Source organism: Aquabacterium sp. (genome assembly GCF_036279655.1).
Classification (GTDB): domain Bacteria; phylum Pseudomonadota; class Gammaproteobacteria; order Burkholderiales; family Burkholderiaceae_C; genus Aquabacterium.
Window position 1 is genome coordinate 1 of sequence record NZ_DASUIT010000037.1, and the last position, 3,453, is coordinate 3,453.

General features: G+C 65.9%; 3 protein-coding genes. All 3 read right to left on the minus strand.

Annotated elements, in window-relative coordinates; all coding sequences use genetic code 11:
* Nucleotides 1–375, minus strand: a 375-nt coding sequence (locus tag VFW84_RS04020) for a DUF1993 domain-containing protein (protein WP_329679144.1), incomplete at its 3' end; no start/stop codon positions are given.
* Between the two features lie 225 nt (nucleotides 376–600).
* A complete protein-coding gene (gene chrA / locus VFW84_RS04025; RefSeq protein ID WP_329679145.1) occupies nucleotides 601–1,962 on the minus strand; it encodes a chromate efflux transporter in 1,362 nt (453 codons plus the stop codon).
* Between the two features lie 445 nt (nucleotides 1,963–2,407).
* A complete protein-coding gene (gene epsC / locus VFW84_RS04030; protein ID WP_329679146.1) occupies nucleotides 2,408–3,343 on the minus strand; it encodes a serine O-acetyltransferase EpsC in 936 nt (311 codons plus the stop codon).
* Nucleotides 3,344–3,453 lie beyond the last annotated feature (110 nt).

The window sequence follows — 3,453 nt, forward strand, 5'->3', positions numbered from 1 at the left end:
GATTTCCTGGCTGTGCATCTTGAGGGTGATCGGACGCTCCTCGCTGCCGTCGACCTGCGCCGGGGCAATGCCTTGCAGGAAGGTCATGGTCCTGGCGATGCGCTCCTGCAGTTCGGCAAAGCTGGTTTCGGTATCGGCGTAGCTCGGCACCTCGACGTCGGCCAGGCGCGCGGCGCAGCCCTTGGCGGTGTCGGAAACGATCTGTACCTGGCGCAGCAGCGGGAACATGTCGGGTGCGAGGCGGGCGTTGAGGAAGACTTCCGGGGCGATCTTCCGCGCTTCGGCATGGGCGGCGGCCTTGCGCAGGATGGCCGCGAGGTTGTCCAGTCCACGGATGAACAGCGGGACGGAGGCCTGGTACATGGAGAGAGACATGCGCTGATTCCTGAGCGGAGGGACCGGCGGGGTGCCTGATCCCTGGGTGGAACACCGAATGGTTGGGTGTTCCTCGCTTCAAGATAGCTGATGGCGTATTCCAGGCCAGTCCGGCTGAAAGCGCCGGTCACCCTTCGACGGGCTCAGGGCGAACGGCGCTTTCGTGGCATCAGCTCCGCGGATTGCGCAGGGCGCTCAGGTACTGCTTCGGCTGGCCGGGATGCCTCACAGGATCAGGGTTTTCAGGATCAGGCCGACCACCGCGCAGCCCCCGATGACATGGATCACGTTGCGCTTGAAGCGGAACAAGGCGATGGCGGCACCCAGGGCGATCAGGGCGGATCCCCAGTCGAAGGTGCCCTCGAAGCCCTCGGGCCACAGGACGTGGTAGCCGAAGAACAGCGCCAGATTCAGGATGACCCCGACCACGGCAGCGGTGATCGCCGTCAGCGGCGCGGTGAACTTGAGATCGCCGTGGGTGGACTCCACCAGCGGTCCCCCGGCGAGGATGAACAGGAAGGAGGGCAGGAAGGTGAACCAGGTCACCAGCGTTGCCGCGAGCGCCCCGGCCAGGAACAGGGCGTCCGGGCCGAATACCGTCTTGACGTAGCCGCCGACGAAGCCGACGAAGGCCACCACCATGATCAGCGGGCCAGGCGTGGTTTCCCCCAGGGCCAGACCGTCGATCATCTGCGTGGGGGACAGCCAGCCATAGTGCTCCACCGCACCCTGATAGACGTAGGGCAGCACCGCGTAAGCCCCGCCGAAGGTCAGCAGCGCGGCCTTGGTGAAGAACCAGCCCATTTGCGTGAGCGTGTGATCCCAGCCGCAGACGACCGTCAGCACGCCCATGGGCACCGCCCACAGCAGCGCCCCCGTTACCGCCAGCCGGGCCAGCCGGCTCCAGCGGAACTTCAGATGCTCGGGTGTCGGGGTGTCATCGTCGATCAGTGCCGGGCCGAACGACTTGCCGGCCTGTGCGTGCCCGCCACCGGCCTGGAACTTGTCCGGGACGAGACGGCCACCCACATAGCCGATCAGCGCTGCGGCCGCGACTATGACGGGGAACGGCACGTTGAGCGCGAAGATCGCCACGAAGGAGGCCGCCGCGATGCCCCACAGCCAGTTGTTCTTGAGCGCCCGCGAGCCGATGCGATGGGCTGCCTGCATCACGATGGCGGTCACGGCGGGCTTGATGCCATAGAACAGACCGGCGACCAGCGGCACGTCACCGAAGGAGATGTACACCCACGACAGTGCGATGAGGATCAGCAGCGATGGCAGCACGAACAAGGCACCGGCCACGATGCCGCCCCAGGTGCGGTGCATCAGCCAGCCGATGTAGGTGGCGAGTTGCTGCGCCTCCGGGCCGGGGAGAACCATGCAGTAGTTGAGCGCGTGCAGAAAGCGCCGCTCCGAAAGCCACCGCCGGTTCTCGACCAGCTCCTGGTGCATGATCGAAATCTGCCCGGCCGGGCCACCGAAGCTGATGAAGCCCAGCTTCAGCCAGAAGGCGAAGGCCTGCCAGAAGCTCACTGGCTGCGGAGGCGTGCTGTCCGCAGGGGGCTGTGGTGTGGGGGAGGGCATGGGGCGGGTAACTCCTTGTTGCCAGGCATCGGGGATTGCGGGCGTAGCGTACGATTTTTCCGTGTCTCGCGCCCCTCTGCGTGGAGGGAATGGCGGGGCTGGCTCCCACTGCAAGCTGTGGGCACCGACAGGGGATTTGCTGTACCGGTTCAGATCGGCAGGCTGACCCCCATGCTGCCCTGGGAGGCTACGAGCTGGCGGGCTCTTGCAGTGGCGGCAGGATTTTCAGCAGGGTGAGGGACTGTTGCCCCGCCAACGGTTGCACGGCTGTTGACGAGGCAACGACGCCCGCGGCCATTGGCCAAAGACCGGGGCGCGCATGCAGGCATGAGGGGGGAACGATCCTGCTGCGATGGCGGGCACTGCGCCCCTCCAGGGACAGGCGTTCTGCCTGCCCCTGGCTCTGAACGAGAGCCGGCGAGGCCGGGAGGTTGGTCGTGCGCGACTATCCTAGGGTGCCCACCTGGTTTTGCAGGTTTGCCTGGGTGATGTTGCTGCCCGGAGGCACGCTGCGGGTCAGCCAGACGTTGCCACCGATGCTGGAGCCCGCGCCGATGGTGATGCGCCCGAGGATGGTTGCCCCGGCGTAGATCACCACGTCGTTCTCAACAATCGGGTGGCGCGGCTGCCCCTTGACCAGCTGGCCGGTGTCATCGGCGTCGAAGCGCTTGGCGCCCAGCGTGACCGCCTGGTAGATGCGTACCCGGTCGCCGATTATCGCCGTCTCGCCGATCACCACGCCGGTGCCGTGGTCGATGAAGAAGCTCGAGCCAATCTGCGCGCCGGGGTGGATGTCGATGCCGGTGGCCGAATGCGCCAGCTCGGAGGTCATCCGCGCCATCAGCGGCAGCCCGGCTTTGTAGAGGTGATGGGCGATGCGGTGGTGGATGATGGCGACGATGCCGGGGTAGCACAGCAGCACCTCGTCGACGCTGCGCGCCGCCGGGTCGCCGCGGAAGGCCGCCATCACGTCGTCGTCCAGCAGTCGGCGCAACTGGGGCAGGGTCAGGGCGAAGTCCTGCACGATGCTGCGTGCCTGTCGCTCGATCTCCTGGCTCGGTCGCAAACCATGGCCGAGTTCCAGGCAGATCTGTTGCAGCAGGGCGTTGAGCGCCGCGTCGAGGGTATGCCCAACGTAGAAGTCTTCGCTCTCCAGGCGCAGGTCGGCTGGCCCCAGGAGCATGGGAAACAATGCCCCCGACAACGCCTCGACCACCTCGCCCATGATCTTGCGCGACGGCAGCTCGCGTTCGTCCGGTTCGCAGCTGCGGCCATGGCGGGCCATCCAATCGCTGCGTGCGACCCGCAGCCTGTCGACAATGTTTTCCAACTGCCAGCCGTTCTGATGCAAAACTGCCAGCTTAAGGTTCTGATCGGCCATCTGTGTTCTCCAGCAGTATCTGTTGTTCCCGCGCAAGATGGGAACCGTCTGATCATCCCTCTCCTTGACTCTGTCCTGTTGTCATGGTAGGCCACAAGTGCGCCGGCCGC